This window comes from Flavobacterium sp. LAR06, from assembly GCF_041946075.1.
GTDB lineage: Bacteria > Bacteroidota > Bacteroidia > Flavobacteriales > Flavobacteriaceae > Flavobacterium.
The window spans coordinates 215,469-240,713 of the sequence record NZ_JAUTYT010000003.1 but is presented as its reverse complement, the minus strand read 5'-3'; the positions used below and the strand labels follow the sequence as shown (position 1 = coordinate 240,713).

Sequence of the window (25,245 nt, the reverse complement as noted above, 5' to 3'; positions counted from 1 at the left end):
ATAGAATATAGAGAATAGAATATAGAGAAAAGAAGCAAGAGAAAAGATTTAATACAGATAGGAAAATCTTTGCTCTTTATTCTTTTTTCTATTCTCTGAAAAAAAACAAAACCTACAATAAATTTATGAGAGCATTGGTTATTTCTGGTGGAGGAAGTAAAGGAGCATTTGCTGGTGGTGTGGCGCAATATCTAATAGAAGAAAAAAATTACGAATACGATTTGTTTTTGGGAACTTCTACAGGAAGTTTGCTTATTCCGCATTTGGCTTTGGGTCATATCAAAAAAATTCACTCGGTTTATACGAATGTTACCATGGGAAGTATTTTTAATATTTGCCCGTTTGTAGTTAAAAATAAAGATGGAGTTGACATTGTAACGATTAATCACTTCAATGTGTTGCGTCAGTTTTTTAGAGGAAAAAGAACTTTTGGAGAAAGTAAGGGATTGAAGAGGTACATCCGAAATAATTTTTCACTATCCGATTTTAATAAGCTTAAAAAACTAAATAACGATGTTGTTATTACCGTAACCAATTTTACTAAAAACGAATCAGAATACAAATCAGTGAAAGATTGTACCTATGAGGAGTTTTGTGATTGGTCGTGGATCTCGAGCAACTATGTTCCGTTTATGAGTTTGGTGGAGAAAGACAATTGCGAATATGGTGATGGTGGGTTTTCAAGCTTGGTGCCAATTCGGGAAGCGATCAATCGCGGCGCTACAGAAATAGATGTTATTATCTTAGAAACCGAAGTCAATATGGATAAAACAGTCATTGGTAAAAACCCATTTTCACTAATGATTGATTTATTCCGAATTGCACTGGATCAGGTTGAAAAACACGATATTGCTATAGGAAAACTTATAGCAAATAATAAGAATGTGAAACTTAACTTATATTATACCCCGACGAAATTGACAGATAATGCGCTAATCTTTAATAAGGAAGTGATGAAAGAATGGTGGGAACAAGGTTATGAATATGCTCAGAATAAATCTGAGGTTATGAGTGACAACAGGTAATTTTAGATTTTAGATTGCTACAAATAATCTAAAATCTAAAATCAACAATCTAAAATTATTTACCATAATTCCGAAACTTCATTTTTAATATATCCCAAAGCAGCATTACTAGGAGATTGTTTTTCTAATAAATCATTTAAAATTTTCTCTCTTAATTTATCAGCGCTATCAACTCTGTCACTCATGGCAGCTTTACGAATAATTTGTATCGTTGAATTTTTAGCAGTAGTTATAATAGTCCAACATTCATCAGACATATAAATTTGCTGTGTTAAGTTGTGTTCAAACTCTTGTTCGATTTGGTCGATTACAAAGTTTTCATAATCGTGTTTTTCGTTTGAAATTGGAGCAATTCTAATCAATAATTTGGTTAAGTTGATACGTTCTAAATATAACGTCATACGCTCATAAGCCTGTAAACGTATTGGTAAAGATTGTTTTTGATAATCTCTGTTTAAAAGAAAGGCACGTTTCTTATCGTTGTTTTTAATATGCAGTTCAAAAAAGCTGTACGCCACAAATCCGGTAACGATGGCTGGTAAAGTATAACTTGCTAATTCTATAATTCTTGTATAGTCCATTGGGGTTCAAATTTTCAACAAAAATATAATTTTTGCTGAGAAAACAATATTAATTCTATTGTAATAAACAAAAGGGAAGTTTACTTTTGTGCACGGTTCTTAAAACCACCTGAAACACAAGATTAATGGAAAGCTATATTATAATTTTACTTTGTTTGGCTGCTTTTGCTGCAGGATTTATTGATGCCATTGTTGGTGGTGGCGGGTTAATTCAAACTCCAATGGGTTTGATCTTATTACCCAATTTACCCGTTTCTACCGTTATTGGAACTTTAAAATTACCTGCCTTTACCGGAACTGCTTTTGCTGCTTTTCAATACCTCAAAAAAGTCGTTATCCAATGGAAATTACTTTTGATAATGATGTGTTTAGCCGTTCCATCAGCATTTTTAGGCTCTACTATACTAACAATAGTCAGCAATGATTTCATGAAGCCGCTTCTATTAGTAGTTTTGTCTTTATTGTTTATTTATACCTACGCGAAGAAAAATTTTGGGCAACATGTTGCAAAAGATCATTCGGCTACCACTCAGATAATCTATGCGGTTGTGATCAGTGTAATTATTGGTTTTTACGACGGATTTATTGGTCCCGGAACCGGAAGTTTCTTCGTAGTGGCTTTTATCGCCCTTTTAGGTTTTGATTTTTTACATGCTTCAGCGAATGCTAAAATGGTAAATCTGGCGACTAATTTCGGTTCGATTTGTTTGTTTATGATAAAAGGAAAAATCATATGGACAATTGCCATTCCGATGTCAGTCAGCAATGGACTTGGAGGTTGGTTGGGCGCTAAACTAGCCATCAATAAAGGAAATGGTTTTATTCGAATTTTCTTTTTGGTTGTGGTGATCGGTACTTTAATCCGATTTGCTTACGATGTGTTTTTTAAGTAAGGTTCTAAGTTACTAAGATTCTGAGATACTAAGTTTTCCTAAGTGTCTTAGGAACTTAATAACTCAGCAACTTTGTATAAAAAAAAGTAAATTGTTTGAACCTAGAGGCAGTACCCTCGCATCCCGATGGCAATCGGGAGGAGAGATATAGCCGAAAGCGGGAAACCATGTTTATTAAAATGTCTATTGCCGTGCTTCAAAAAAACATAGTCCCGAAGCTTTGAGATAGTATTTTAGAACCTCAGAACCTTTCTTTTGCACCCTAGGAACTTTATTTTATAATTCTTATTTTTGCATCATAAGGAGAAAAAATTCATGCAAAAATATATTGACCAGCTCAACGAAGCACAACGACAACCCGTTTTAAAGAAAGATGGGCCAATGATTATTATTGCAGGTGCAGGATCTGGAAAAACCCGTGTTTTAACGATTAGAATTGCTTATTTGATGGCGCAGGGTGTTGATGCATTCAACATTTTGTCGCTTACTTTTACGAATAAAGCGGCCCGCGAAATGAAACACAGGATTTCGGATATTGTGGGAGCGACTGAAGCTAAGAATCTGTGGATGGGAACTTTTCACTCGATTTTTGCCCGTATCCTGCGCTCAGAGTCAGATCATTTGGGGTATCCTTCCAACTTTACAATTTACGATTCACAAGATTCGGCCAGACTTATTTCTTCGATTATTAAGGAAATGCAGCTGGATCGTGATATTTATAAACCAAAACAGATTTTAGGCCGAATTTCAAGTTATAAAAACAGCTTAATTACGGTAAAAGCTTATTTCAATAATCCAGAATTGGTCGAAGCCGATGCAATGGCAAAAAGACCAAGATTAGGTGAGATTTATCAGCAATATGTAGATCGCTGTTTTAAAGCCGGTGCCATGGATTTTGATGATTTATTGTTGAAAACCAATGAGTTGTTGACTCGTTTCCCGGAAGTTTTAGCGAAATACCAGAATCGTTTCCGTTATATTTTGGTTGATGAGTACCAGGATACAAATCACTCTCAGTATTTGATCGTTAGGGCTTTGTCAGATAAATTTCAGAATATTTGTGTAGTTGGAGATGATGCGCAGAGTATTTATGCTTTCCGTGGAGCAAACATTAATAATATCCTGAATTTTCAGAAGGATTATGAAGGTGTTGTAATGTTTCGTCTAGAACAAAATTACCGTTCCACCCGAAATATTGTGGAAGCGGCAAATACGGTAATGGAACATAATAAAACCAAATTAGATAAAGTAGTTTGGACGGCGAATGATTTTGGTGCGAAAATTAAGGTTCATCGTAGTTTAACGGATGCAGAGGAAGGACGTTTTGTAGCCAGTACCATTTTTGAACAGAAAATGCAAAATCAGCTTAATAATGGTGCTTTTGCAATTTTGTATCGTACTAATGCGCAGTCACGTGCAATGGAGGATGCTTTGAGAAAACGTGATATTCCGTATCGAATTTATGGTGGGTTATCATTCTATCAACGTAAGGAAATTAAAGATGTTTTGTGCTACTTACGTTTGGTAATTAATCCAAAAGATGAAGAGGCCTTAATTCGTGTTATCAATTACCCGGCACGTGGAATTGGGGATACTACTGTAGAAAAATTAACCATCGCAGCCAATCATTACAAGCGTTCGATTTGGGAGGTGATGGTAAATATTGATAAAATCGATTTAAAACTCAATACGGGGACAAAGAATAAACTGAAAGATTTTGTGACGATGATTCAGAGTTTTCAGGTTATTGATCAAAATCAGGATGCTTTTTATCTTACAGATCACGTTGCAAAAAAAACGGGTTTAGTTCAGGAATTGAAAAAAGATGCTACTCCGGAGGGAATGGCTAAAATTCAGAATATCGAAGAACTTTTAAACGGTATAAAAGATTTTACGGAAGGGCAAAGAGAAATTGACGGTGCAAGAGGAGCACTTTCTGAATTTATGGAAGATGTGGCACTAGCAACGGATTTAGATAAAGATACAAGTGATGAAGATCGTGTGGCTTTGATGACGATTCACTTGGCAAAAGGGCTTGAATTCCCGCATGTTTTTGTGGTGGGAATGGAAGAAGATTTATTCCCGAGTGCTATGAGTATGAGTACCAGAAGTGAATTGGAAGAAGAACGTCGATTATTTTACGTAGCTTTAACTCGTGCAGAACATCAGGCGTACTTGACCTATGCACAATCGCGTTACCGTTGGGGAAAATTGACAGATAGTGAACCGTCGCGTTTTATTGAAGAAATCGATCCGCAATATTTGGAATATTTAACACCTGCAGAAAGTAATTATCGTTATAAATCACAGATTGATAGCGATATTTTTGGAGATGTAGATAAATCAAAACTTAGGCTGGCAAAACCAATTGGAGGAACGCCGCCAAAACATATTACGGATAACGAGCCAAAACCGGATTTAAATATCAGAAAACTAAAACCTGTTGCAGGGAATAATCCTGCTTCATCAGCTCCAAATTTATTTGATAGTAAATTAACAATAGGAAATGTTGTAATGCACGAACGTTTTGGGAAAGGTGAAGTAGTTAATCTAGAAGGTTTTGGTCCTGATAAGAAGGCTGAAATTAAATTTGAAGTTGGCGGAATTAAAAAGCTTTTGCTGAGATTTGCTAAGCTTGATATAATAGGTTAAAAAGTTTAGATTCCTGCTTTGAACATAATTTTACCGCAAAGTACGCAAAGTATTATTTTTAGCTTTATTTGCAATGTCTTTATTACGTTCGCAAAGTTTTTATGGCGAACTTTGCGTAATATTTTTGGGAACCTTGAGGTTAAGGAACATTACACTTGCAACCTGAAACAAACTAACTTTAAACAAAAAACATAAATGGCCGAATTCATAAAAATATATCCTGATAAACCTAGTGAAGCTGCAATCGCAAAAGTGGTAAAAGTGCTTCAGAATGGAGGTTTGGTAATTTATCCGACAGACACTGTTTATGGTTTAGGTTGTGATATTACCAATTCACGTGCTTTAGAAAAAATTGCTAAGATTAAAGGGGTAAAGTTAGAAAAAGCAAATTTTTCTTTTATTTGCCACGATCTAAGTAATTTATCTGATTATGTGAGACAGATCGATACTTCGACTTTTAAGATTTTAAAAAGGGCTTTGCCAGGGCCATATACGTTCATTTTACCTGGAAATAATAATTTGCCAAAAGAGTTTAAAAAGAAAACTACTGTCGGAATTCGTGTTCCTGACAATAATATAATTTTGGAAATTGTTCGTCAATTAGGAAATCCAGTAGTTTCAACTTCTATTCGTGATGAAGATGATGTAATTGAATACACAACTGATCCTGAATTGATTTTTGAGAAATGGCAAAATCTTGTTGATATGGTAATTGATGGTGGTTATGGTGACAATGTAGGGTCTACGATTATCGATTTATCCGAGCACGAGCCAGTAATTGTAAGGGAAGGAAAAGGCGATATTGATATTTTGTAAATAAATACTGAAATTGCGTAATAATTTAAAATTATTGAGTAATTTTATTATCAGTTAAAATTTAGTTAGTTAATTAAAAATAATGTTGTTCTTGATTTGCATTTAATTGTTTAAATAGAAGAATTAAGAATACAAAAAAGCAGGTCGATAGACCTGCTTTTTAGTTTTTTAGAGTATGTAAAACGCTAAATTATTTAGCTTGTTTTTTCATTTCTTTTTCAATCATATCATAGAATTGATCAATTTTTGGCATAACAACAATACGAGTTCTTCTGTTACGTGCTTTGTTTTCAGCACTATCATTTGCAACTAAAGGTACGTATGAACTTCTACCAGCAGCAATTAATTTTGCAGGATTAACACCAAGGTCGTTTGTTAAAACACGTACAATAGATGTAGAACGTTTAACACTTAAATCCCAGTTGTCAAGAATTATACCATTGCTTTTGTATGGTACATCATCAGTATGACCTTCAACCATACATTCGAAATCAGGTTTGTCGTTAACTACTTTTGCCACTTTTGCTAAAACAGATTTTGCTTTATCACTTACTTCATAGCTACCACTTTTAAATAATAATTTATCTGCGATAGAAATAAATACAACTCCTTTTTCAACATTGATTTCGATGTCCGGATCGTTGATTCCAACTGCTCCTTTTAAACTTGTAACTAAAGCTAAAGTTACACTGTCTTTTTTAGTTAAAGCATCCTGAAGTCTTGAGATTTTTAAATCTTTCTCTTTTAAACTCTCTAAAGATTTTTCAAGATTTTCAGCTCCTTTTGTTGTTAAAACAGTTAAATCTTTTGAGCTGTTGATCAAATCTTGATTATGTGCTTTATAACTTTCAGCTGTAGCTGCCAATCCTGCTTTTTCTTCTAAACAAGTATTTAATTTCACTGTGCAAGAGTTTAACAAATCTTGTGTCTCTTTGTTCTTAGCTTCTAATGCTGCATATTGCTTTTTCGATACACACGAAGTTAAGGCCATTAATACTGATAGTGCGATAACTATTTTTCTCATAGGTATTATATTTAATTAAACGTTGATTACAAATTTAGTTTTTAATATTTTGATTACTGTTAAAGATTTCTTTAAAAACAACCAATTTCTTTATGTAATATAGGTAAACGATACTTTTTACGCTATAGTATTGCTGTATTTGAAAATCTTTTCTTTCTCGTAGATACTTTAAAGATATGCAATAAAAAGAGAAGTGCGCTTTTAAAATTGCAAAAGTATGACTGAATTTTCCTTGTGTAAGAAAACGGATGCCCGCAATTCCGTCCAAAATCATTCGGAAGAAAATTCTAAAAAACAATCCTTTTTTAGGCAGGTTTTTAACCAGCATTAACAATGAATTTCTGAAATTCAAAAATGTCTTTTTCGGATTTCCTTGTTGTAATGTTGCGCCACCAACATGATATACAACTGATTTGGAGTTGTATTTAATAATGTGTCCTTCGTTTGCAGCACGCCAGCATAAATCTATTTCTTCCTGATGTGCAAAGAAGCTTTCATCAAAGCCTTTCAACTCATCATACACTTCTTTTCTGATAAAGAAACAAGCCCCAGATGCCCAGAACAATTCAATAGTATCATCATATTGTCCGTTATCTTTTTCAACGGTGTCGAAAATACGCCCACGACAAAATGGAAAACCATATTTATCTATAAATCCTCCTGCAGCACCGGCATATTCAAAATATTCTTTGTTTTTAAAATCAAGAATTTTAGGCTGAATTATAGCCGTTTGCTTTTCGCTATCAAAAGTTTCAATAATTGGTTTTAACCAATTCTCTGTAACTTCAATATCTGAATTAACTAAAGCATATATTTCGGCATTTACTTCTTTTAAAGCATCATTATAGCCTTTTGCAAAACCATGATTACCATTATTTTGGATGATTTTTATGGTTGGGAAATTTTGAATGACAAAATTTACGGAAGCGTCTGTAGAAGCATTATCAGCTACATAGATAGTAGCTTCTGGTGAAAATTGAATAACTGAAGGTAAAAATTGTTCAAGCAATTTTATTCCGTTCCAATTTAAAATGACAACTGCTATTTTATCCAAAAGTATTGATGTTATAATTTAATAAATTTCTTTGTAATCGGGTAGTGATTTTAAAAACTCATATTTTTCGTTTTCAAAATCCATCTGACAATAAAAATGATTCAGACCGTTTGTGACTTTCAAAAATCGTGCCTGCATTGTCATATTGTAACGCGCAATTTGATCAAAAGTTGCCTGCGATATTTTTACTTCGGGGGCTTTACATTCTACTAATATATGTATAGAACCATCGGAATTAAATACTACCACATCATATCTTTTTCTTAAGCCATTGACTGTTAAAACTTTCTCTACGTTTATTAGCGATTTAGGATATTTTTTTTCATTCATTAAATAATGAACGACATGTTGACGAACCCATTCTTCTGGAGTAAGAATGATAAATTTTTTTCTGATTTCATCAAAAATAGACACTTTATTTTCGCTATTTTTGAATCGAAAAGGATAGGAAGGAAAATTTAGTTTTAACATAAAGCAAAAATATAAAATAGTTTCAGGTTTCAAGTTTAAAGTTTCAAGTTATTGAAACCGGAACCTGAAACTTGAAACCTGAAACAAAGAATTTGAATGGACGAAGTTGTAAAAATTGTTAATGATATCAAAGCGGGAAATATCAAACCGATTTATTTTTTAATGGGTGAAGAGCCTTATTATATTGATAAGCTATCGGAGTATATCGAGCAGAATGTGCTTTCTGAAGAGGAAAAAGGATTCAATCAAACAGTTTTATATGGAAGAGATGTTTCTGTTGAAGATATTGTTTCAACAGCCAAACGATACCCTATGATGGCTGATCGTCAGGTTGTTATTGTAAAGGAAGCGCAGGATTTATCCAGGACAATAGATAAAATTGAGTCTTATGTTAATAATCCAATGGAAACAACAGTTTTGGTTTTTTGTTATAAATACAAAACACTTGACAAACGTAAAAAAGTGACCAAATTATTAGCACAAAACGGAATAGTTTACGAGAGTAAAAAATTGTACGAGAATCAGGTCGGCGATTGGATAAAACGAATTCTTGCCGGAAAAAAATACACAATCGACCCAAAAGCGAATGCAATGTTAGTCGAGTTTTTAGGAACTGATTTAAGCAAAATAAACAATGAATTAGAAAAACTGCAGATTATTTTGCCTCAGGGAACCACGATTACGCCACAACATATTGAGGAAAATATTGGTTTTAGTAAGGATTATAATGTGTTTGAACTTCGAAAAGCAATTGGAGAACGCAATCAGTTGAAAGCGTATAAAATTGCAGAAAACTTTGCTCATAATCCTAAAGAATACCCATTAGTAATGACAACCGGATTGGTTTTTGGATTTTTTGTACAGTTATTAAAATATCACGGGCTAAAAGATAAAAATCCAAAAAATGTAGCTTCCGCAATTGGTGTAAATCCTTATTTTTTGAAGGAATATGATTTAGCTCTGAAAAATTACCCAATGCGAAAAGTGAGTCAGATTGTAGGTGCTTTGCGTGATGTAGATGTTAAAAGTAAAGGAGTTGGTGCTAATGCGTTGCCACAATCAGATCTGCTAAAAGAAATGCTTTACAAAATATTTAATTAAGCCGTGAAAATTCACGATATTTGCACTTCTAAAAATAAATCACAATAAAAAATAATTATTATAATTATGGGAATGAATAAAAATACCGTTTTAGGTTGGGCTACTTTTATAATGGTACTTATGGGATTCTTGCTTATAGGTCTTGGAGTATTTAGATATAGTGATGTTTCAGGCTGGGGATTTGGTGCTGTTGGAGTTGGTTTCTTAGCTAATGCATGGGTTTTTAATGCGTTGAAAGGAAGAGTTTAAGTAATTATATTAATTGCAGTATATTTTAGATAAATAAAAAAGTAAATAATTAAAATAAAAAACATAAAAAATGTCAGACGATAAGAAAGTAATTTTCTCAATGCAAAAATTGAGTAAAACCTATCAGGGAGCAGACAAACCGGTGCTTAAAAACATTTATTTGAGCTTTTTTTACGGAGCTAAAATTGGTATTTTAGGTTTAAATGGTTCTGGAAAATCTTCTCTTTTAAAAATTATTGCCGGAGTAGATAAAAATTATCAAGGGGATGTTGTATTTCAACCAGGTTATACTGTTGGTTATTTAGAGCAAGAGCCAATCCTTGATGATTCTAAAACAGTTATCGAAATTGTTCGTGAAGGAGCTGCTGAAACTATGGCCGTTTTAGAAGAATACAATCAAATTAATGATTTGTTCGGTCTTCCTGAAAACTACGAGGATCAGGATAAAATGGACAAGTTGATGGATCGTCAAGCTGCATTACAAGACAAAATTGATGCTCTTGGCGCTTGGGAAATCGATACTAAACTTGAAATTGCAATGGATGCTTTGCGCACGCCGGAAGGAGATACGCCAATTAAAAACCTTTCCGGTGGTGAGCGTCGTCGCGTAGCTTTATGTCGTTTGTTATTGCAACAACCTGATGTATTGTTACTGGATGAGCCTACCAACCACTTAGATGCTGAGTCGGTACTTTGGTTAGAGCAACATTTGGCACAATATTCCGGAACTGTAATTGCTGTAACGCACGATAGATACTTCCTGGATAATGTTGCAGGTTGGATTTTAGAGCTAGATAGAGGAGAAGGTATTCCGTGGAAAGGAAATTATTCTTCTTGGTTAGATCAAAAATCTAGTCGTATGGCACAAGAAGAAAAAGTAGCTTCAAAACGTAGAAAAACGTTAGAGCGTGAGTTGGACTGGGTACGTCAGGGAGCTAAAGGTCGTCAAACGAAGCAAAAAGCGCGTTTACAGAACTACGACAAATTATTAAACGAAGATCAAAAACAACTGGATGAAAATCTGGAAATCTATATCCCGAACGGTCCACGTTTAGGAACAAATGTTATTGAAGCTAAAAATGTTGCAAAAGCTTTTGGAGATAAATTATTGTATGATAATTTAAATTTTACTTTGCCACAAGCCGGAATTGTTGGAATTATCGGACCAAATGGTGCTGGTAAATCGACCATTTTCAAAATGATTATGGGCGAGCAAGCTACAGATAGCGGAGAATTTTCAGTTGGTGAAACAGTGAAAATCGCTTACGTAGATCAGTCACACTCTAATATTGATCCAAATAAATCAATCTGGGAAAACTTTGCTGACGGTCAGGAATTGATTATGATGGGAGGAAAGCAAGTAAACTCGAGAGCTTATTTATCTCGTTTTAACTTTGGTGGAGGAGAACAAAATAAGAAAGTTTCAATGCTTTCAGGTGGTGAGCGTAACCGTTTGCACTTAGCAATGACATTGAAAGAAGAAGGAAACGTACTTTTATTAGATGAGCCTACGAATGATTTAGATGTAAATACACTTCGTGCACTAGAAGAAGGTTTGGAGAATTTTGCAGGTTGTGCCGTTATTATTTCGCACGACAGATGGTTCTTAGACAGAATTTGTACGCACATTCTAGCTTTCGAAGGAGATTCTGAAGTTTACTATTTCGAAGGTGGTTTCTCTGAATATGAAGAAAACAAAAAGAAACGTTTAGGTGGTGATTTAACTCCAAAACGTTTGAAATACAGAAAGTTAATTAGATAAATCTAGTTAAATTTCAAATTGAAAAATCCCAAATTTCAAATTGTAATAGATTTGAATTTGGGATTTTTTTATAGTTAGAATTTTCAGGAGCTATTTCCTGCTATCCGCTGTATCTTTTATGGTGAATCCCTCCATAGAAGGAGGGCTACTATCAGGGCTAGGACACCCATTTTCAAAAGAACTTTATATTTACAAAAATTTAGCTTTCAATTCCAGAGTAGGAATCATACAGCTTTCTTTTTTGCCATACCATTTGTAACGATTCCTGGCAATATAATCGTAAACATAATTTCTAAGTTTTTCAGGGAATATTTTTAAAATTGAAATTAGACTATAAATTCCTCCTACCTCTTCCGCAATTTCTAAAGCCGCTGAAGATTTATAATAATAGGCAACTCCGGGATGATATAAAATTATACTATCAATTTTATTTTGATCCACTCCAATATAATTACAAATCTCTTTTCCCAAATCTGATTGTAAAGTCACAAAACGAAAAATATCTTTTTTATCATTTTTGATGATAAACTGAACTGCCTTGTTGCATAAATTGCAAACACCATCGAAGAGTATTATTTTTTTATTTTTTGGTAAGTCTTGCATCGAATGATTTGTGAGTTTTAAGTTTTTTAGACTAAGTTTGTAGGTATTGATTTATCTTATAGAAATATATATTGTTATAAATTTTATAAATTAAAAACAGCCTTCATAAGTTTGTTTTAAGCCATTTTTAAAAATTACTGATATTCTTTGACGAATTTTTGAAGATATTTATTTAAAACGCTTTATTTTAATTCCGTCTATTTTTCATCAAAATTTTAAACTGAAAAGTGCGATCAAAATTGAGAACTTATTTTTTTCCAGCTTCAACAAATTCCAATTCATCCAAACTTACTTTAGAAGTAAAGATTCCGTAATTTACAGTTGCTTTATTTTTTTCTATTGAATCGATACTTCCAACAGATCTTCCGTCCAACATTCTTACACGGTCACCAACTTTCAAAATTGGTTTTGGTTTTTCGATAACAGGTTTAAGTTTTTTCTCTTTTTTCTCTTTTCGGATTTCTTCAACCTGAACAGAAACTTCAGCAATTACTTCTTTTTTCTTTTCGATTATAGCTTTGGCTTCTTTTGGAGTTGCTTTTTTTCGTTTTGAATTTTCAATTTCTATGATTTTCAAAAATTCTCCAATAAGTTCCTTCTTGTTTTTATTATTGAAATATTTCTCTGAAATATCTTCAATTTTCTGACCAATGTAAATCGTCTTTTGATTGCTGTCATATAATTCCTGATAGCTTTCCAATTTTTGTTTAATTTTTACATTGATGTTTTCCATCTTTTTACTTTCCTCCCGCGCACGGGTTTCTTCTTCTTTAAGATTTATAGAAGTTTTTTCAAGCTTCGATCTTTCTTTCTGAAGAGTAGCAATAGTTTTGTCAAAACGAACTTTTCCAACCTCAATTTTCTTTTTCGCACGATTAATCAGTCCAAACGGAATACCATTTTTCAAGGCAACCTCAAAAGTAAACGAACTTCCGGCCTGACCTAAAGCCAGTTTATACATTGGCTCCAACGATTTCTCATCAAACATCATATTTGCATTTGTTGCAAAAGGCAATTCGTTTGCTAGAATTTTCAAATTCGAATAATGCGTGGTAATAATTCCGAAAGCTTCACGATGGTAAAATTCTTCCAGAAAAATTTCGGCCAAAGCGCCTCCTAATTCGGGATCAGAACCTGTACCAAATTCATCAATCAAAAACATAGTTTTCTTGTTGCATTTTTTCAAGAAATAGTTCATGTTTTTTAGACGGTAACTATAAGTACTCAAATGATTTTCAATAGATTGATTGTCTCCGATGTCGGTTAGAATTCTGTCAAACAAGAAAGTTTCACTACGCTCGTGAACAGGAATCAGCATTCCTGATTGTAGCATCAATTGCAATAAACCAACTGTTTTAAGTGAAATTGTTTTTCCACCAGCATTTGGTCCTGAAATCACGATAATTCGGTTATCTTGTTTTAATTCAATGGTTTGAGGATGCGTAACTTCGTTTTTTTGTTTGTTATTCAAATACAAAATTGGATGATACGCTTCTCTAAAGAATAATCTTCTTTCTTCCGTAATGGTTGGCAAAATTCCGTTTATTCTATTGGCGTATTTTGCTTTTCCGGCAACAACATCAATATCACTTAAAAATTCCTGATACTCAATTAACAAAGGTAAGTACGGGCGAATCTGATTGGATAATTGTTTTAGAATCCTGGTAATTTCTTCTTTTTCTTCGTATTCAAGATTTGCTAGTTCTCTCGAATATTGTAAAGTTGCTTCCGGCTCAATATAAGCAATACTTCCGGTTTTGGAACTTCCTAAAATAGAACCTTTAACTTTACGACGATACATCGCTAGAACCGCTAATACTCTACGGTTTTGAACAAAGCTTTCCTTAATATCGTCCAAATAACCAAGGCTGTTATTATGAGAAAGAGCAACTCCAAAACTTTGATTGACTTTACCACGAACAATATTCATATTCTGACGAATACTCAAAAGGGCTGGAGAAGCATTGTCTTTTATTTCTCCATATTTGTCTACGATAGCATCAATTAGAATAACAATGTCTTTGGTATATTCAACTCGTGATGCTCTTGCATTTAGATTTGGATAATAATCGTCAAATTTCTTCAGGAAATTCAACAAGAAATTTGATGTTGATGAAAGTGTAGCAATTTTTCTAAAACTTCCCACTTCCAGGAAACTATCTTCAATAGCCAGGAATTTGATTTCGTGTGTGATGGCGTCAAATCCATGATTCGGAATGGCGTTGTTATTTTGAAAAGACGAAACATATTCTGAAGTCTGCATTAAAGCCTGCATCAAAGTTTCTTTGTCTCTAAAAGGTGTTATTTGTAAAGCTTTTTCTTTTCCAATATCTGTGTTACAGCCAGCCGAAATGGTTTCGAGCACTGTTGGAAATTGTAAATCTTGTAATGTTTTTTCGGTAATGGATATCATTATATATCGTAAGTTGTAAAGGTTCAAAGTTACAAAGTTTTAAAACGAAATAGTACTATTAATTAGTACTTTGAAAAAAACTTTGCGAAATTTGTAATAAATTATTTTAATATGAAAATTAATCTTTCTCAGGAATGGCAAGATGTTTTAGCCGATGAAATTTCTAAACCCTATTTTAAAGACTTGCTTTCGTCTTTAGAAGAAGATTGTAAACATCATATTTGCTATCCGCCTTTAGATTTGATTTTTTCTGCTTTTAATCATTGTTCTTTCAAAGATGTAAAAGTGGTTATTATTGGTCAGGATCCTTATCATGGTGCCGGAGAGGCCAATGGATTAAGCTTTTCAGTAAATGACAATGTAAAAATTCCACCTTCTCTGCGTAATATTTTCAGGGAGATAAATTCAGATTTAGATTCTGTTTTTATGCCAACTTCCGGAAATTTACAGAATTGGGCAGATCAGGGTGTTTTACTTTTAAACGCTTCATTGACAGTACGAAAAGACAGCCCAAATAGTCATAAACATTTAAAATGGAATCTTTTCACAGATGCTGTTATCCAGGCTATTTCAGATAAAAAGGAAAATGTTGTCTTTTTATTATGGGGGAGTTTTGCTCAGAAAAAAGGATTAAAAATTGACCGTTCAAAACATTATGTTTTGGAATCAGGTCATCCGTCTCCAATGAGTGCTAATCAGGGGAAATGGTTTGGTAATAAACATTTTAGTAAAACAAATGTTTTTTTAAAATCAAAAGAACTCAAAGAAATTGAGTGGTTTTGAAATTATTTTTTAATAATTTCTTCTAAAACGGCTTTCTTTTCGTAGTTAACTACTTTTAGAATAATTTCTTGATTTTTTATTGTTTTGCCTTCAATGATATATAATTTTCCTTTTTTGAAATCAACATTGCTTTGATCAAAATCAACATCTCCATAAGTCAATGTGTTTTTGATATCTGCAGTATCTATCCATTTTTCGTTCAAAGTCTGAATTGCCTTATCTGAATATTGAAAAGGTTTTGTACGTAAATTATTTAAAACTCTGGCATTCGGGAAATAGTTACAACGAGTATCTTTTCCACTAAAAACAAGGGCTACAAAAAAGCATCCCATAATCAAACCAATCAAATAATAAGCAAAACGATGTACGAACTTCATGAAATAAAATTTTTGCAAAGGTAAGCTAAAGTTCCTTTAAAATACAAGTAAATTAATATCGTTGTCTGGTAAATCAAACCAATCGCCAATTGCTTTATTTGTTAGGATTCCGTGGTATAAATAAACTCCGTTTTTTAAACCTTTATTACATCTGATAGAACTTTCTAAACCCCCATCGTCTGCTATCTGGAGTAGGTATGGAGTTAATATGTTACTGATTGATAATGAAGCGGTTTTTGAATATCTTGATGGAATATTTGGTACGCAATAATGTAAAACATTGCTTTTTATGAACGTCGGTTTTTCATGAGTAGTAACTTCTGAAGTTTCAAAACATCCTCCGGTATCAATGCTAACATCAACAATTACAGCTCCTTTTTTCATGTGTTCCACCATGGTTTCTGTCACGACAATCGGACAGCGTTCTTTGCCTCGCATGGCGCCAATTGCTACGTCACAACGTCTTAAAGCTTTTAAAAGTGCTTTTTGCTGTACTGTAGAAGTAAAAATTCTTTGGTTCAAATTATTTTGTAAACGACGTAATTTAGTAATCGAATTATCGAAAACTTTTACGTTTGCACCAAGTCCGATTGCAGTTTTAGCGGCAAATTCGCCTACTGTCCCGGCACCTAAAATCACGACTTCAGTAGGAGGGACACCAGTAATATTTCCGAATAATAATCCTTTTCCAAATTCATCAGTAATCATTAATTCGGCCGCAATTAGGACGGAAGCGGTTCCTGCAATTTCGCTTAAAGATTTTACAGCCGGATAAGAGCCATCTTCGTCTTTAATATATTCAAATGCTAATGCCGTTATTTTTTTTTGAGCTAACGCTTCAAAGTATTCTTTCTTTTTTGTCTTTAATTGAATAGCTGAAATAATAATCGTTTCCGGATTAATCATTTTAATTTCAGCCAAAGTAGGAGGTTCTACTTTAAGCAGCATTGGACAGCCAAAAACCTTTTTTGTGTCTTTTGTAACTTCTGCACCTGCATCACTATATTCCTTATCAGAATAACTAGAACTTTCTCCGGCACCAGATTCAATCATTACTCGATGACCTTCATAGGTAAGTGAATTTACAGCATCCGGCGTCAGGCAAATACGACGTTCCTGATAACTGGTTTCTTTAGGTATTCCTATGAAAAGCTCTCTTTTAAATCGGCCCACTTCAAGTTTTTCTTCTTGTGGCAACAATTGTTGTTTCGTAAATGGAGTTAAAGTAATTGACATGGGTTGTGCAAATAATTAAGAGTACAAATTACGTAAAAAGTTTTAAAATTAGTGTAAATATTCTGCTAATACTAAAAGTCAATATTAAGAGATTGTTTTTTCCATTTTTATGTCGGCTCTTTCGTAACTGACAACGCCTAATGGAACTTCAACAAAGCCAAATTTATCGTATAAATGTAGCGCTGGAAGTAGGATTCTGTTCGAATATAAAAGTAATTTTTTGATATTGTTTTCTTCTGCAACAGCAATACTATGAACTAATAGCTTATTTCCTATTCCAAGACCTTGAGCTTTGTCTGAAACGGCCATTTTGCTTAATTCAAAAGTGTCTTCATCAATTTTCATTAGAGAAACTGTTCCAAGGATTTCATCAATATATTTAGCGTAGAAAATCATTCCGCCTTTATTAATAATTTCTTCTTGTGGATTTGAAAGCACCAATTCATCTTTCTCCTCAACTCTAAAATACTTTTGAAGCCACTCGATGTTTAAGGTCTTGATGTGTTCTTTTAAATCTGGAGAAAAGGGGATTATTTCTACTGTGTTTTGGGTATTCATTAAAAATATATTAGTTGTTTGACAGAGATTCGATAAGATTTCACAAAGGTTTACGAAGTTTTTTTAAAAGATTTTTTTTGTGTTTCTCTTCGAAAACTTTGTGAATCTCTGTGGAATATTTTATACTAATTCAAGTTTACGTTTTCCTTCTTCTGATAATTCAATTGTAACTGTAGAATGTTCTTCCGGAATTAGACTTGCAATTTTTTCAGACCACTCAATGAAACACCAATTTCCAGAATACAAATAATCATCTACGCCCATATCAAGCGCTTCAGTTTCTTTGTTTAATCTGTAAAAATCAAAATGATAAATGATTTGATTGTTAGAAGTATAATATTCATTAACTAAAGAAAAGGTTGGGCTGCTTGTAGCGCCATCGACCCCTAAGCTTTTGCATAATTGTTTGATTAAAGTAGTTTTTCCAACTCCCATTTCACCATTAAAAAGGATGATTTTTTTTGGATTTGAAGCTATAATTTGCTCCGCCACTTCTTGAATTTGATCTAATAAAAAAACGATATTCATTTTTATTGCTTATTAATTATAGTCTCAGTCCCAGTTTACAGTTTTCAACTGAGTCTGAAAACTGCAACTGAATACTGTCTTATTTCGGGTTAAAAACCAAAAACGGGATGATCATTTCTTCTAATGAAATTCCGCCATGCTGATACGTATTTCTGTAATAACTTACATAATGATTGTAGTTGTTTACGTAAGCCAAAAAATAATCGTTTTTGGCAAAAATAAACGAACTACTCATGTTTATTGCAGGTAAGCCAATATCTTTTGGCTCTTTTACAACGTACACATCCTTTTGCTCGTAAGTTAAACTACGACCGGTTTTATAACGCAAATTTAAGCTTGTATTTTTATCTCCAACAACTTTTGAAGGGTTTTTTACATTGATTGTCCCGTGATCTGTGGTTAAAATTAATTTAAAACCTAAAAGTTGTGCTTGTTGAATAATTTCTAAAAGCGGAGAGTTTTTAAACCAGCTTAAAGTTAGGGAACGATAGGCTTTATCATCAGAAGCAAGTTCTTTTACAACCTCCATTTCTGTTTTAGCATGCGATAGTATATCCACAAAATTGTAAACTACTGTTACTAAATCATTGCCTTTTAGCGCTTTGAAGTTTTCTGCCAATTTTTTACCGCCTGCGTAATTGGTAATTTTAAAATAATCTTCTTTAATGTTTAACCCTAAGCGTTTTAATTGAGCAGAAAGAAATTCGGCTTCGTAAAGGTTTTTTCCACCATCTTCAACATCATTTTTCCAATATTGGGGAAATTGTTTTTCCATTTCGATTGGCAATAAACCTGAAAAAATGGCATTTCTGGCGTATTGTGTTGCTGTTGGAAGAATGGAAAAATATGGAACTTCTTTTTCTAATTTATAATAATTAGAAACCACAGTTTCAAAGGATTTCCACTGGTCATAACGCAAATTGTCAATTACCACAAACAAGATTGGCTTGTCTTTCTTTTTAAGCTCCGGAACAACTAATTCTTTAAATAAATTATGTGATTGAATCGGTTTATCTGCTTTTGGTACAAACCAGTCTTCATAATTTCTTTCAATGTATTTTCCGAATTGCGAATTGGCTTCAACTTTCTGAGATTCAAGGATTTCAATCATTCCTTGGTCATTAATATTTTCTAGTTCTAATTCCCAAAAAATCAATTTTTTATATAATTCCACCCAATCTTCAAACGAATTAACCATCGCTAATTCCATTGAAATTTTACGGAACTCCTTTTGATAATCTAAAGTTGTTTTCTCAGAAATTAATCTTGAATGATCCAGGTTTTTCTTCAAACTCAATAAAATCTGATTTGGATTTACGGGTTTAATTAAATAATCAGCGATTTTAGAACCAATGGCTTCCTCCATAATATATTCCTCTTCACTTTTGGTAATCATAATCATCGGAATGGCTGATTTTTTTTCTTTCATTTCAGAAAGCGTTTCCAAACCGCTCATTCCAGGCATGTTTTCATCCAAAAAAACAATATCAAAATTGTCTTCTTCAAACAAAGCAATGGCGTCTAGTCCGTTGTTGCAAGTAGTTACAACGTAGTTTTTTTTCTCCAGAAATAATATATGAGGCTTTAAAAGATCGATTTCATCGTCGACCCAAAGTATTTTTATCTTGTCCATAAACGTATTTTAATTTTTAATGCAATTTAGAAGTATAGAACTTAAAAAGTATTAAAAATAGTATAAAATTCAGAATAATGAATGTTGTTTTTAGTTTAAAATCTTTTTTTACTTAAGGTATTACTTTGGAAATCAGGACAAATTATTGTTGATTTTTAAGTAAAAAAGCGAAAGGTCTTTATAGTTATTTACTTATATTTGTTGACCAAAAAAGAACCAAATAGTGACTCAGATCAACAAATTAAAAATATTTAATGATCCCATTTATGGGTTTATTTCCATCCCGAACGAACTTATTTACGATTTAATTCAGCACCCATATTTTCAGCGTTTACGCCGTATATCACAAATGGGATTATCGTATTTGGTTTATCCAGGTGCTAATCACACACGTTTTCATCACGCTTTGGGGTGTATGCATTTGATGCAGAAAGCCGTTGAAACACTTCGTTTTAAGGGAGTTGCTGTTTCAAGTGAAGAAGAATGTGCCTTGTTAATAGCTATCTTATTGCATGATATTGGGCATGGGCCATTTTCTCATGCTATGGAAAAAAGTATTGTTGAAGATGTGAATCACGAGGCAATTTCGCTAGTATTTATGAACCAGCTAAATGAAGAGTTTGATGGAAAATTGAGTTTGGCAATTCAGGTTTTTAAAGGCGAGTATCACAGAAAGTTTATGTTGCAATTGATTTCAAGTCAATTAGATATGGATAGAATGGATTATCTAAAACGTGATAGTTTTTATACAGGAGTTGCTGAAGGAAATGTCAATTCTGAGCGATTGATTCAGATGATGAATGTGGTTGATGGTGTTTTGGTTATTGAAGAAAAAGGAATTTATTCTGTTGAAAAATTCTTGCTTTCCAGACGATTGATGTACTGGCAGGCTTATTTGCATAAAACAAGTTTGGTGGCCGAATTAATTTTAATGAAGGTTCTTAAAAGAGCTAAAGAATTGACTTTAAAAGGAGTTTCTTTACCTTGCAGCGAACCGCTTTTGTTTTTTATGCAAAACAAAGTGTCATTAGAAGATTTTGATGCGGAAAAATTAGATTTATTCTCTCAACTAGATGATTTTGATATTATAAGTGCTTTAAAAGCTTGGCAAAAACAGGATGATTTTATACTTTCTACTTTAAGTAAAATGATCATTAACAGGGATTTGTTGAAGATTAAGCTAAGTGCAGAAAAGATTCCTATGGAGGAATCACAATCAATGAAAGAAGAGTTTGCAGAAGAACATCATATTTCGTCTGTAGATGCCGGATATTTTATTTTTAGAGGAAAAATTAAAAACCAGGCTTATAGTAAAGAGGCTGAACCGATACGAATTTTGAAAAAAGATAAAACAATTGAGGATGTTGTAGAGGCATCTGATCAGTTGAATTTGAAATCATTATCTAAATTGGTAACAAAATATTACATCTGTTTTCCAAAACAACTTATCTAAAATTAACATTTAAAATCTATTTTTTATATTTTTGTCGCAATGAAATTTACAGCAGAACAAATAGCGGGAATTTTAGAAGGAGAAGTTGTTGGGAATCCTAACGCAGAAGTTTCTCGGTTATCTAAAATAGAAGAAGGCGAGGAAGGATCGCTTACTTTTTTGGCTAATCCCAAATATATCAACTACATATATACTACTAAGGCTTCAGTAACAATTGTTAGTGACAGCTTTATACCAGAGCAGGAAATTACTACAACCTTAATAAAAGTTGAAGATGCTTATGCGTCTTTTTCTAAACTTTTGCAGTTTTACAATCAGGTAAAATTGAATAAAAACGGGATAGAAGCACAATCTTTTATGTCTGAAGGAACCAAATATGGAGAGAATTTGTATTTAGGAAGCTTCAGTTATATAGGTCAAAATGTGGTTTTAGGTGATAATGTAAAAATATACCCAAACAGTTTTATTGGAGACAATGTTGTTATTGGCGACAATGTGTATATTTTTGCGGGCGCTAAAATATATTCTGAAACTATTATAGGTAATAATTGCACTATTCATTCAGGAACTATAATTGGTGCGGATGGTTTTGGTTTTGTGCCAGATGAAGAAGGTGTTTACAGTAAAGTACCTCAAATTGGGAATGTAATTATAGAAGATAATGTAGATATTGGAGCCAATACTACAATTGACAGAGCAACTCTTGGTTCTACTATTATTAGAAAAGGAGTTAAATTAGACAATCAAATTCAGATTGCACATAATGTAGAAATTGGTAAAAATACTGTAATTGCAGCGCAATCGGGAGTAGCTGGTTCTACAAAAATTGGCGAAAACTGTATGATTGGCGGGCAAGTTGGTATCGCAGGGCATTTAACAATTGGTAATAACGTTAGACTTCAGGCACAGTCTGGAGTGGCAAGAAATATTAAAGATGATGAAGTTCTACAAGGATCTCCATCATTAGGATATGGCGATTTTAATAAATCATACGTTCATTTTAAGAATTTACCTAAAATTGTGTCCGAACTGGATGAATTAAAAAAACAAATAATAAACCCAAAAAATGGAAATAATGGTTAAACAGAAGACCATCAAAAATGAAATTTCACTAACAGGAGTTGGACTACATACTGGAAAAGAAGTTACAATGACTTTTAAACCAGCTCCAATTAATAATGGTTTCACTTTTGTAAGAGTAGATTTGCAAGGTCAACCAGTCATTGAGGCTGATGCTAATTATGTTGTTAATACCCAAAGAGGTACCAATTTAGAGAAATTAGGTGTAAAAATTCAAACTCCGGAGCACGTTTTGGCCGCATTAGTTGGTTGTGATTTGGATAATGTTATTATAGAATTAGACGCTTCAGAACTTCCAATTATGGATGGTTCTTCAAAATATTTTGTTGAAGCAATTGAAAAAGCCGGAATCGAAGAGCAAGATGCTAAACGTAACGTTTATGTGGTAAAAGAAGTAATTTCATTTACTGATGAAACTACCGGAAGTGAGATTTTGGTAATGCCAAGCGATGATTATCAGGTTACGGCAATGGTGGATTTTGGTACTAAAGTTTTAGGTACTCAAAATGCTACTTTAAAAAGTATCGCCGATTTTAAAGATGAAATTGCTAATTCAAGAACGTTTAGTTTCTTACATGAGTTAGAATCTTTATTAGAAAACGGATTAATTAAAGGTGGAGATTTAAACAATGCTATTGTGTATGTAGATAAGGAAATCTCTGATTCTACAATGGAGAATTTAAAGAAAGCCTTTGGGAAGGATAAAATCTCTGTTAAGCCAAACGGAGTTTTAGATAACCTTACTTTGCACTATCCAAACGAAGCGGCAAGACACAAATTGCTTGACGTTATTGGAGATTTATCTTTAATTGGTGTTAGAATTCAGGGAAAAATTATTGCTAATAAACCTGGGCATTACGTAAATACTCAGTTTGCCAAAAAATTAGCAAAAATTATTAAAATTGAGCAAAGAAACCATGTCCCGGTTTATGATTTAAATCTGGAACCGTTGATGGATATTCATAAAATTATGGCTGTTTTGCCTCATAGACCTCCATTTTTATTAATTGACAGAATTATAGAAATGTCTGATAGTCATGTGGTCGGAATGAAAAATGTTACTATGAATGAAAATTTCTTCGTAGGGCATTTTCCTGAAGCACCAGTTATGCCAGGAGTTTTAATTGTTGAAGCGATGGCACAAACAGGAGGAATTTTGGTTTTAAGTACCGTTCCGGATCCTGAAAATTATTTGACTTATTTTATGAAAATAGATAATGTTAAATTCAAACACAAAGTATTGCCAGGAGATACGTTAATCTTTAAATGTGAATTGATTTCTCCTATCAGAAGAGGAATCTGTCATATGCAGGCAAATGCTTACGCAAACGGAAAATTAGTAACTGAGGCAGAATTAATGGCTCAAATTGCAAGAAAACAATAATAATTAAGTCAATTTTATTGTTTACGTTTGTTGCCCAAATTAGATTATTTTAATTTAAAATATAAAACATACAGATGAATCAACCATTAGCTTATGTTCATCCCGGCGCTAAAATCGCTAAAAATGTTGTAATTGAACCTTTTACAACAATTCACAATAATGTTATTATTGGTGACGGTACTTGGATTGGTTCTAATGTGACCATTATGGAAGGTGCTCGTATTGGAAAAAATTGCAATATTTTTCCAGGAGCTGTTATTTCTGCGGTCCCACAAGATTTAAAATTTGGCGGAGAAGATTCTCTTGCCATTATTGGAGATAATTGCACAATTAGAGAGTGTGTTACAATCAATAGAGGTACAGTAGCATCTGGACAGACTATTCTTGGAAGCAACTGTCTAGTAATGGCTTATGCACATATTGCGCACGATTGCGAAATTGGAAACAATGCAATTATTGTAAACGGAGTTGCTTTGGCAGGTCACGTAGTTGTTGGAAACCATGCTGTAATTGGAGGTCTGGCGGCGATTCACCAATTTATTCATATTGGAGATCATGCTATGATTTCTGGTGGATCATTGGTAAGAAAAGATGTTCCGCCTTATACAAAAGCTGCTAAAGAACCGTTATCTTATGTTGGAATCAATTCAGTTGGTTTACGAAGAAGAGGCTTTAGCACAGAAAAAATTAGAGAAATTCAGGAAATTTACCGAATTTTATATCAAAAGAATTACAATACCACTCAGGCTTTAAGTATTATTGAAGCAGAGATGGAAGCTACTCCTGAGAGAGATGAGATTTTAGATTTTATCAGAAATTCATCAAGAGGAATTATGAAAGGTTATTCAGGAAACTATTAATAAAAGTTCAATCGTTTAATTGTTTATTCGCTAAGTCGAAAAAACAGATAAACGATTAAACGATTCAACAAAATATTAAATAAAACAAATTACAATGGCATCTACATCAGATATTAGAAACGGATTGTGTATTAAATTCAATCACGACATTTATAAAATAGTTGAATTTCTTCACGTAAAACCTGGGAAAGGTCCAGCTTTCGTAAGAACAAAATTGAGAAGTTTAACTACAGGAAGAGTATTAGATAATACATTTTCTGCAGGACATAAAATTGACGATGTGCGTGTAGAGACGCATAACTACCAGTTTCTATATGCTGAAGGAGATGAATTTCATTTTATGAATACAGAGTCTTTTGAGCAAATTTCTTTGAATAAAAACATTTTGGATGCTCCGGGATTGTTAAAAGAAGGTACAAGCGTAATGGTTCAGGTAAATACTGAAACTGATTTACCTCTGTCTGTAGACATGCCATCTTCTGTAATTCTTGAAGTTACTTATGCAGAGCCAGGAGTGAAAGGGAATACGGCTACAAATGCTACAAAATCTGCTACGGTAGAAACTGGAGCAACAGTAAACGTTCCGTTATTTATCAACGAAGGTGATAAAATTAAAATTGATACTGCTTCAGGGAATTACATGGAGCGTGTAAAAGAGTAATTTTTAATTGGATAATTTGTCAATGAGTCAATTAGAAAATTGATGCTT

General features: G+C 33.1%; 24 protein-coding genes. 13 read left to right on the top strand and 11 right to left on the bottom strand.

Annotation, left to right across the window (positions count from 1 at the left end; genetic code table 11):
* Nucleotides 1-125 precede the first annotated feature (125 nt).
* Complete coding sequence (locus Q7C23_RS06145; protein WP_375031675.1) at nucleotides 126-1,025, top strand: patatin family protein; 900 nt, start codon at nucleotides 126-128, stop codon at nucleotides 1,023-1,025.
* Between the two features lie 59 nt (nucleotides 1,026-1,084).
* On the opposite strand, the gene Q7C23_RS06140 is transcribed toward Q7C23_RS06145, so the two are convergent.
* Entirely contained in the window at nucleotides 1,085-1,606 is a 522-nt protein-coding gene (locus Q7C23_RS06140) for a hypothetical protein (protein ID WP_375031674.1), read from the bottom strand.
* A 125-nt stretch (nucleotides 1,607-1,731) separates the two neighbouring features.
* Here Q7C23_RS06140 and Q7C23_RS06135 point away from each other — a divergent pair, with 125 nt between their 5' ends.
* From Q7C23_RS06135 to Q7C23_RS06125, 3 genes are all read left to right on the top strand, one after another.
* On the top strand, nucleotides 1,732-2,499 hold the full coding sequence (locus tag Q7C23_RS06135) for a sulfite exporter TauE/SafE family protein (RefSeq protein ID WP_375031673.1): 768 nt from the start codon (nucleotides 1,732-1,734) through the stop codon (nucleotides 2,497-2,499).
* Nucleotides 2,500-2,814: 315 nt separating this feature from the next.
* The gene (locus Q7C23_RS06130) at nucleotides 2,815-5,151 is read left to right on the top strand and encodes an ATP-dependent helicase (protein ID WP_375031672.1); all 2,337 of its coding nucleotides are present in this window, start codon (nucleotides 2,815-2,817) and stop codon (nucleotides 5,149-5,151) included.
* 195 nt (nucleotides 5,152-5,346) lie between these two features.
* Nucleotides 5,347-5,967, top strand: coding sequence for an L-threonylcarbamoyladenylate synthase (locus Q7C23_RS06125; protein ID WP_072970810.1), 621 nt, complete (start codon nucleotides 5,347-5,349; stop codon nucleotides 5,965-5,967).
* A 190-nt stretch (nucleotides 5,968-6,157) separates the two neighbouring features.
* Here the strand turns inward: Q7C23_RS06125 and Q7C23_RS06120 are convergent, their stop codons facing one another.
* From Q7C23_RS06120 to Q7C23_RS06110, 3 genes are read right to left on the bottom strand one after another with little or no spacing between them, the layout of a single operon-like run.
* On the bottom strand, nucleotides 6,158-6,991 hold the full coding sequence (locus Q7C23_RS06120; RefSeq protein WP_375031671.1) for a flagellar motor protein MotB: 834 nt from the start codon (nucleotides 6,989-6,991) through the stop codon (nucleotides 6,158-6,160).
* A gap of 34 nt (nucleotides 6,992-7,025) precedes the next feature.
* Nucleotides 7,026-8,045 carry a glycosyltransferase family 2 protein gene (locus Q7C23_RS06115; RefSeq protein WP_375031670.1) on the bottom strand — a complete coding sequence of 340 codons (1,020 nt, stop codon included), beginning with the start codon at nucleotides 8,043-8,045 and terminating at the stop codon, nucleotides 7,026-7,028.
* 18 nt (nucleotides 8,046-8,063) lie between these two features.
* Nucleotides 8,064-8,516, bottom strand: coding sequence for a type I restriction enzyme HsdR N-terminal domain-containing protein (locus Q7C23_RS06110; protein ID WP_056191426.1), 453 nt, complete (start codon nucleotides 8,514-8,516; stop codon nucleotides 8,064-8,066).
* Between the two features lie 96 nt (nucleotides 8,517-8,612).
* Between Q7C23_RS06110 and holA the strand changes: the two genes are divergently transcribed.
* The 3 genes from holA (at nucleotide 8,613) to ettA (ending at nucleotide 11,628) form a co-directional block, all read left to right on the top strand.
* Entirely contained in the window at nucleotides 8,613-9,617 is a 1,005-nt protein-coding gene (gene holA / locus Q7C23_RS06105; RefSeq protein WP_194656138.1) for a DNA polymerase III subunit delta, read from the top strand.
* Between the two features lie 66 nt (nucleotides 9,618-9,683).
* On the top strand, nucleotides 9,684-9,866 hold the full coding sequence (locus tag Q7C23_RS06100) for a CAL67264 family membrane protein (RefSeq protein ID WP_072970805.1): 183 nt from the start codon (nucleotides 9,684-9,686) through the stop codon (nucleotides 9,864-9,866).
* Between the two features lie 70 nt (nucleotides 9,867-9,936).
* The gene (gene ettA / locus Q7C23_RS06095) at nucleotides 9,937-11,628 is read left to right on the top strand and encodes an energy-dependent translational throttle protein EttA (RefSeq protein ID WP_375031669.1); all 1,692 of its coding nucleotides are present in this window, start codon (nucleotides 9,937-9,939) and stop codon (nucleotides 11,626-11,628) included.
* A 189-nt stretch (nucleotides 11,629-11,817) separates the two neighbouring features.
* Here the strand turns inward: ettA and Q7C23_RS06090 are convergent, their stop codons facing one another.
* Together Q7C23_RS06090 and Q7C23_RS06085 are read right to left on the bottom strand one after the other, a co-directional pair.
* Complete coding sequence (locus Q7C23_RS06090) at nucleotides 11,818-12,231, bottom strand: thiol-disulfide oxidoreductase DCC family protein (RefSeq protein WP_375031668.1); 414 nt, start codon at nucleotides 12,229-12,231, stop codon at nucleotides 11,818-11,820.
* A 247-nt stretch (nucleotides 12,232-12,478) separates the two neighbouring features.
* Nucleotides 12,479-14,644, bottom strand: a complete 2,166-nt coding sequence (locus tag Q7C23_RS06085; protein ID WP_375031667.1) for a DNA mismatch repair protein MutS — start codon at nucleotides 14,642-14,644, stop codon at nucleotides 12,479-12,481.
* A gap of 111 nt (nucleotides 14,645-14,755) precedes the next feature.
* Here Q7C23_RS06085 and ung point away from each other — a divergent pair, with 111 nt between their 5' ends.
* Nucleotides 14,756-15,427 (top strand): uracil-DNA glycosylase, encoded by a 672-nt coding sequence (ung, locus tag Q7C23_RS06080; protein WP_375031666.1) that lies wholly within the window; start codon nucleotides 14,756-14,758, stop codon nucleotides 15,425-15,427.
* Nucleotides 15,428-15,429: 2 nt separating this feature from the next.
* On the opposite strand, the gene Q7C23_RS06075 is transcribed toward ung, so the two are convergent.
* The 5 genes from Q7C23_RS06075 to Q7C23_RS06055 all read right to left on the bottom strand — a co-directional run bounded on the left by Q7C23_RS06075 (nucleotide 15,430) and on the right by Q7C23_RS06055 (nucleotide 19,759).
* A complete protein-coding gene (locus tag Q7C23_RS06075) occupies nucleotides 15,430-15,804 on the bottom strand; it encodes a DUF4258 domain-containing protein (RefSeq protein ID WP_375031665.1) in 375 nt (124 codons plus the stop codon).
* Between the two features lie 36 nt (nucleotides 15,805-15,840).
* Entirely contained in the window at nucleotides 15,841-17,040 is a 1,200-nt protein-coding gene (locus Q7C23_RS06070) for an alanine dehydrogenase (protein ID WP_375031664.1), read from the bottom strand.
* 84 nt (nucleotides 17,041-17,124) lie between these two features.
* Nucleotides 17,125-17,598, bottom strand: a complete 474-nt coding sequence (locus tag Q7C23_RS06065) for a GNAT family N-acetyltransferase (RefSeq protein WP_375031663.1) — start codon at nucleotides 17,596-17,598, stop codon at nucleotides 17,125-17,127.
* Nucleotides 17,599-17,718: 120 nt separating this feature from the next.
* Complete coding sequence (tsaE, locus tag Q7C23_RS06060; RefSeq protein WP_375031662.1) at nucleotides 17,719-18,126, bottom strand: tRNA (adenosine(37)-N6)-threonylcarbamoyltransferase complex ATPase subunit type 1 TsaE; 408 nt, start codon at nucleotides 18,124-18,126, stop codon at nucleotides 17,719-17,721.
* Between the two features lie 79 nt (nucleotides 18,127-18,205).
* Nucleotides 18,206-19,759 (bottom strand): response regulator, encoded by a 1,554-nt coding sequence (locus Q7C23_RS06055; RefSeq protein WP_375031661.1) that lies wholly within the window; start codon nucleotides 19,757-19,759, stop codon nucleotides 18,206-18,208.
* 223 nt (nucleotides 19,760-19,982) lie between these two features.
* On the opposite strand from Q7C23_RS06055, the gene Q7C23_RS06050 reads away from it, so the two are divergent.
* The 5 genes from Q7C23_RS06050 to efp all read left to right on the top strand — a co-directional run bounded on the left by Q7C23_RS06050 (nucleotide 19,983) and on the right by efp (nucleotide 25,197).
* Nucleotides 19,983-21,212, top strand: a complete 1,230-nt coding sequence (locus Q7C23_RS06050) for an HD domain-containing protein (protein WP_375031660.1) — start codon at nucleotides 19,983-19,985, stop codon at nucleotides 21,210-21,212.
* Nucleotides 21,213-21,251: 39 nt separating this feature from the next.
* Complete coding sequence (gene lpxD, locus Q7C23_RS06045) at nucleotides 21,252-22,295, top strand: UDP-3-O-(3-hydroxymyristoyl)glucosamine N-acyltransferase (protein ID WP_375031659.1); 1,044 nt, start codon at nucleotides 21,252-21,254, stop codon at nucleotides 22,293-22,295.
* Nucleotides 22,288-23,676, top strand: coding sequence for a bifunctional UDP-3-O-[3-hydroxymyristoyl] N-acetylglucosamine deacetylase/3-hydroxyacyl-ACP dehydratase (locus Q7C23_RS06040; protein WP_026985158.1), 1,389 nt, complete (start codon nucleotides 22,288-22,290; stop codon nucleotides 23,674-23,676). The genes lpxD and Q7C23_RS06040 overlap by 8 nt, the downstream gene beginning before the upstream one ends.
* A 74-nt stretch (nucleotides 23,677-23,750) precedes the next feature.
* On the top strand, nucleotides 23,751-24,536 hold the full coding sequence (gene lpxA / locus Q7C23_RS06035; protein WP_375031658.1) for an acyl-ACP--UDP-N-acetylglucosamine O-acyltransferase: 786 nt from the start codon (nucleotides 23,751-23,753) through the stop codon (nucleotides 24,534-24,536).
* Nucleotides 24,537-24,630: 94 nt separating this feature from the next.
* A complete protein-coding gene (gene efp, locus Q7C23_RS06030) occupies nucleotides 24,631-25,197 on the top strand; it encodes an elongation factor P (RefSeq protein WP_072970794.1) in 567 nt (188 codons plus the stop codon).
* Nucleotides 25,198-25,245 lie beyond the last annotated feature (48 nt).

Excerpts from the sequence above, each read along its gene's own strand:
- Q7C23_RS06145 (WP_375031675.1), top strand. The coding sequence starts at position 126 with ATGAGAGCATTGGTTATTTCTGGTGGAGGAAGTAAAGGAGCATTTGCT.
- Q7C23_RS06140 (WP_375031674.1), bottom strand. The coding sequence starts at position 1,606 with ATGGACTATACAAGAATTATAGAATTAGCAAGTTATACTTTACCAGCC.
- Q7C23_RS06135 (WP_375031673.1), top strand. The coding sequence starts at position 1,732 with ATGGAAAGCTATATTATAATTTTACTTTGTTTGGCTGCTTTTGCTGCA.
- Q7C23_RS06130 (WP_375031672.1), top strand. The coding sequence starts at position 2,815 with ATGCAAAAATATATTGACCAGCTCAACGAAGCACAACGACAACCCGTT.
- Q7C23_RS06125 (WP_072970810.1), top strand. The coding sequence starts at position 5,347 with ATGGCCGAATTCATAAAAATATATCCTGATAAACCTAGTGAAGCTGCA.
- Q7C23_RS06120 (WP_375031671.1), bottom strand. The coding sequence starts at position 6,991 with ATGAGAAAAATAGTTATCGCACTATCAGTATTAATGGCCTTAACTTCG.
- Q7C23_RS06110 (WP_056191426.1), bottom strand. The coding sequence starts at position 8,516 with ATGTTAAAACTAAATTTTCCTTCCTATCCTTTTCGATTCAAAAATAGC.
- holA (WP_194656138.1), top strand. The coding sequence starts at position 8,613 with ATGGACGAAGTTGTAAAAATTGTTAATGATATCAAAGCGGGAAATATC.
- Q7C23_RS06100 (WP_072970805.1), top strand. The coding sequence starts at position 9,684 with ATGGGAATGAATAAAAATACCGTTTTAGGTTGGGCTACTTTTATAATG.
- ettA (WP_375031669.1), top strand. The coding sequence starts at position 9,937 with ATGTCAGACGATAAGAAAGTAATTTTCTCAATGCAAAAATTGAGTAAA.
- Q7C23_RS06090 (WP_375031668.1), bottom strand. The coding sequence starts at position 12,231 with ATGCAAGACTTACCAAAAAATAAAAAAATAATACTCTTCGATGGTGTT.
- Q7C23_RS06085 (WP_375031667.1), bottom strand. The coding sequence starts at position 14,644 with ATGATATCCATTACCGAAAAAACATTACAAGATTTACAATTTCCAACA.
- ung (WP_375031666.1), top strand. The coding sequence starts at position 14,756 with ATGAAAATTAATCTTTCTCAGGAATGGCAAGATGTTTTAGCCGATGAA.
- Q7C23_RS06075 (WP_375031665.1), bottom strand. The coding sequence starts at position 15,804 with ATGAAGTTCGTACATCGTTTTGCTTATTATTTGATTGGTTTGATTATG.
- Q7C23_RS06070 (WP_375031664.1), bottom strand. The coding sequence starts at position 17,040 with ATGTCAATTACTTTAACTCCATTTACGAAACAACAATTGTTGCCACAA.
- Q7C23_RS06065 (WP_375031663.1), bottom strand. The coding sequence starts at position 17,598 with ATGAATACCCAAAACACAGTAGAAATAATCCCCTTTTCTCCAGATTTA.
- tsaE (WP_375031662.1), bottom strand. The coding sequence starts at position 18,126 with ATGAATATCGTTTTTTTATTAGATCAAATTCAAGAAGTGGCGGAGCAA.
- Q7C23_RS06055 (WP_375031661.1), bottom strand. The coding sequence starts at position 19,759 with ATGGACAAGATAAAAATACTTTGGGTCGACGATGAAATCGATCTTTTA.
- lpxD (WP_375031659.1), top strand. The coding sequence starts at position 21,252 with ATGAAATTTACAGCAGAACAAATAGCGGGAATTTTAGAAGGAGAAGTT.
- Q7C23_RS06040 (WP_026985158.1), top strand. The coding sequence starts at position 22,288 with ATGGTTAAACAGAAGACCATCAAAAATGAAATTTCACTAACAGGAGTT.
- lpxA (WP_375031658.1), top strand. The coding sequence starts at position 23,751 with ATGAATCAACCATTAGCTTATGTTCATCCCGGCGCTAAAATCGCTAAA.
- efp (WP_072970794.1), top strand. The coding sequence starts at position 24,631 with ATGGCATCTACATCAGATATTAGAAACGGATTGTGTATTAAATTCAAT.